This window comes from Candidatus Amarolinea aalborgensis (assembly GCF_900491745.1).
Lineage (GTDB): Bacteria > Chloroflexota > Anaerolineae > SSC4 > Amarolineaceae > Amarolinea > Amarolinea aalborgensis.
The window spans coordinates 1-3585 of sequence record NZ_UETR01000073.1; the positions used below are offsets into that span (position 1 = coordinate 1).

Sequence of the window (3585 nt, forward strand, 5' to 3'; positions counted from 1 at the left end):
CCTGCTGTGGCTGCGCCAGGACGACAGCAACTGGATGCAGCTGGGCTGGCGGCGCCTGAGCAACGGTAACCCGCAGATTTTGGTGCAATGGCAAGTAAACGGGGCGAGCAACAGCTACGTGGGCGCCGCGCTGGCGGTAGGAACGACGCCGCGCTTTGAGATCGTCAAAGAGGGCAGCGTCTGGCATTACCGGGTAGACGGGGTGGATGTGGCCGGGCTGCCGGCGGCGGTCACCACGCTGAACCTGACGAATCTGCGCCCGCAGGCCGTGGGTCGCGCGCGCAACACGTGCGACCAGGCGGGGACGACGTTCCAGGAACTGCAGTGGACCCAGGGAGCGTGGAGCAACTGGGGGGATGTGGTGCAGGAGATGGACAACCATCCCGGTTTCTACTTCTGTCGGGTGTCCACCAACCAGTTCAAGGTCAATCCTGACGCCATTTCCTGCCCGTAGTGGTTGCGCCTGCCCGTGCCGCAAGGGGCAGGCGCACGACCGCACGAAGGTGGGGCCGGCTGACAACGCTGCCCCCGGAGCGTGTGTGACTCAAAGACCTGAAAAGGTACAAGGAAGCGAGTTCGATGCAAGGAGGATATCATGACAACGTGGTGGAAGAGAAACCTGCCGATGACGCAGGTACGACATTGGATCACGGCCGCGGTAGTGGCCGTGGGGCTGTGTACATTGCTGCTGCTGGCTGCGTGCACACCGGGCAGTTCGGCGCCCAGTTCGCCCATGAGGGGATCGTTAGCGCTGGATGGAAGACCCGCCCTGGGCGAGCCTTTCATGCTGCGACTGGAATTGCGCACCTCTATGGCCTTCACCGATGTGGCGGCTAGCTTTGTGTTGCCTACAGGCGCCGAATTACTGGACACACCTGGCGAATGGCAGATCGAGAGCATGGAGGCGGACCGAACCTACGTCTTCACCGGTACTGTGCGTATCGTGCAGAATGGATACTTCCGTCTCTGTGGCGGTGGGGTGAAACACTTCAGTAGCGAGTCATATTTTGGTGGTGGCGACTGTATCTATGTCCTGGTGGAAGGCGAAGACACGTGGGTCAGCCATGACCCGCCGCCCAATCATTGGCGCTCGCCACAAGCAAGTGTTGGAGTAACACCGCTCCAACCCGAGTTGATCCAGAACCGGCTGTATCTGTCGGGCACACTGACCTTGAACCAACCGGTGACTCTGGTCTACGAAGTAACGCCGTTGGTTGATCTGCAGATTGCTACCGTGGGAATTGCAGTTCCGGTCGGTGGCCTACAATCAAGTGAACCGCGGGCAGAGGCGAGCGATACTACCCTGATCACGCCTCTCAAATTCCACAGCTCCACAGAAGGCGTGTATTACTGGAACGGTTCCATGAAAGGCCAGCAGACCTACTCGTTCTATATTACCTTAGAGCCAACGGCGGGGGGTGAGAGTGTGGTGGATGCGAGTGTAAACGAATCTGGGACTGTTGATTCTGTGACACGTCCAGTTATTGCCACCAGCCAATCCCTGACGCTCACGTTGTATTCGCCGTCGTTGGCGCGCTGAGCGAGGGAGGCCGCAACCCGTTGCCTCCATGGCGAAGACATCGGCGACATCTACTGAACCGCTCACCTGGCGCCCCCGGTCAGACCACCCCAGGGAAACTCTGCATCCATGAACAGCGACCCCAGGCGCCGCGTAACATCGCCTGGGGTCGCCTTTAGGCTAAGCGGACCACCCATTTTCACGATGCAGTCGAGACTTATGCGCAGTTGTCGAACACGTTCAGACCAGATCATCACGACGGGGAGTGAGTTGCAGCGCCTGCTGTGGCTGCGTCAGGACGACAGCAACTGGATGCAGCTGGGCTGGCGGCGCCTGAGTAACGGCAGTCCGCAGATCCTGGTGCAGTGGCAGGTGAACGGAGTGAGCAACAGCTACGTGGGCGCCACCCTGGCGGTGGGAACGACGCCGCGCTTCGAGATCGTGAAGGAGGGCAGTGTGTGGCATTACCGGGTAGACGGCGTGGATGTGGCCGGGCTGCCGGCGGCGGCCACCACGCTGAACCTGACGAATCTGCGCCCGCTGGCCCTGGGTCGCGCGCGCAACACGTGCGACCAGGCGGGGACGACGTTCCAGGAACTACAGTGGACCCAGGGAGCGTGGAGCAACTGGGGGGATGTGGTGCAGGAGATGGACAATCACCCCGGCTTCTACTTCTGCCGGGTGTCCGCCAACCAGTTCAAGGTCAATCCTGACGCCATTTCCTGCCCGTAGAGGTTGCGCATGCCCGTGCAGCAGGGGGAAGACAGCCGCATAACCGCACGGAGGTATGACCGGTTGACAACGCAATCCCCGGAACGTGGGTGACTCAAAGACCTGAAAAGGGACAAGAAAGCGACTTCGATGCAAGGAGGATCTCATGACAACGTGGTGGAAGAAGTACCTGCGGATCGTGCGGGTACGACATTGGATCACGGCCGTGGCCGTGGCCGTGGGGCTGTGTATATTGCTGCTGCTGGCTGCGTGTACGGCGGGCAGCTCGGCGTTGACGGGATCGTTAGCGATGGAGGGAAGACCCGCCCTGGGCGAACCTTTCATGCTGCGACTCGAACTGCGCACCTCGATGGACATGACAGACGTTGCGGTGAGCTTCATTTTGCCGGCCGGTGTGGAACTGGTCAACACGCCAGGGGAGTGGCGGGTGGACATGGAGCTGAACCAAACCTACGTCTTTACCGCTACGGCACGGGTATTGGAGAATGGGTACCACAAGATCGTAGGCCTTGGGCGGAAGGACTTTCCCAGTGGGGGTTTTTTCACCGGTTTCGGCGCCCTGTACATCCTGGTGGAAGGAGAAGACACATGGGTCAGCCATGACCCGCCGCCCAATCACTGGGAGTCACCAGGGCAAAGTGTTCCTGGGCTACTACCACTGCAACCCGAGTTGATCCAGAATCGCCTGTATCTGTCGGGGACACTGACTCTGAACCAACCGGTGACCCTGGTCTACGAAGTGACGCCGTTGGTGGACCTACACTTTGGTCATGTGGGGATTGCAGTCCCGATTGGTGGCTTACGCTCGAGTGAGCCGCGTGTGGATGCAGGTGACGCCACCCTGGCAACCTCCCTCGAATTTCACAGTTCTACAGAGGGTGTGTACTACTGGGACGGGCCCATGAAAAGCCAACAGACCTACTCGTTCTATCTGACCCTGGAGCCTACGGCCGGGGGCAGCAGTGTCGTGTACGCGGGTATAAGGGAAACTGGGGTTGTTGACTCTATGTCACGTGAAATCATCGACGCAGGTCAATCCCTGGCCCTCAGCCTGTATTCACCATCATTGGCGCGCTGAGCGAGGGAGGCCGCAACCCGTTGCCTCCATGGCGAAGACATCGGCGACATCTACTGAACCGCTGACCTGGCGCCGGCGGTCAGGCCACCCAGGGAGACCTGGCATCCATGAACAACGACCCCAGGCGCCGCGTAACATCGCCTGGGGTCGCCTTTAGGCTAAGCGGACCACCCATTTTCACGATGCAGTCGAGACTTATGCGCAGTTGTCGAACACGTTCAGATCAGGTCATCACGACGGGGAGTGAGTTGCAGCG

4 protein-coding genes are annotated in these 3585 nt (G+C 60.2%); all 4 read left to right on the forward strand.

Annotated features, from left to right (window positions below; translation table 11 throughout):
- Positions 1-454: hypothetical protein (locus ACPQ6D_RS23675; RefSeq protein WP_423226821.1), on the forward strand; the 454-nt coding region annotated here is incomplete at its 5' end.
- A 141-nt stretch (positions 455-595) separates the two neighbouring features.
- The gene (locus ACPQ6D_RS23680; protein ID WP_423226822.1) at positions 596-1540 is read left to right on the forward strand and encodes a hypothetical protein; all 945 of its coding nucleotides are present in this window, start codon (positions 596-598) and stop codon (positions 1538-1540) included.
- 198 nt (positions 1541-1738) lie between these two features.
- Complete coding sequence (locus tag ACPQ6D_RS23685; protein WP_423226823.1) at positions 1739-2251, forward strand: hypothetical protein; 513 nt, start codon at positions 1739-1741, stop codon at positions 2249-2251.
- Between the two features lie 145 nt (positions 2252-2396).
- On the forward strand, positions 2397-3329 hold the full coding sequence (locus tag ACPQ6D_RS23690; protein ID WP_423226824.1) for a hypothetical protein: 933 nt from the start codon (positions 2397-2399) through the stop codon (positions 3327-3329).
- Positions 3330-3585: the final 256 nt, after the last annotated feature.

Coding starts and splice junctions, on each gene's coding strand:
- ACPQ6D_RS23685 (WP_423226823.1), top strand. CDS start 1,739: ATGCGCAGTTGTCGAACACGTTCAGACCAGATCATCACGACGGGGAGT.
- ACPQ6D_RS23690 (WP_423226824.1), top strand. CDS start 2,397: ATGACAACGTGGTGGAAGAAGTACCTGCGGATCGTGCGGGTACGACAT.
- ACPQ6D_RS23680 (WP_423226822.1), top strand. CDS start 596: ATGACAACGTGGTGGAAGAGAAACCTGCCGATGACGCAGGTACGACAT.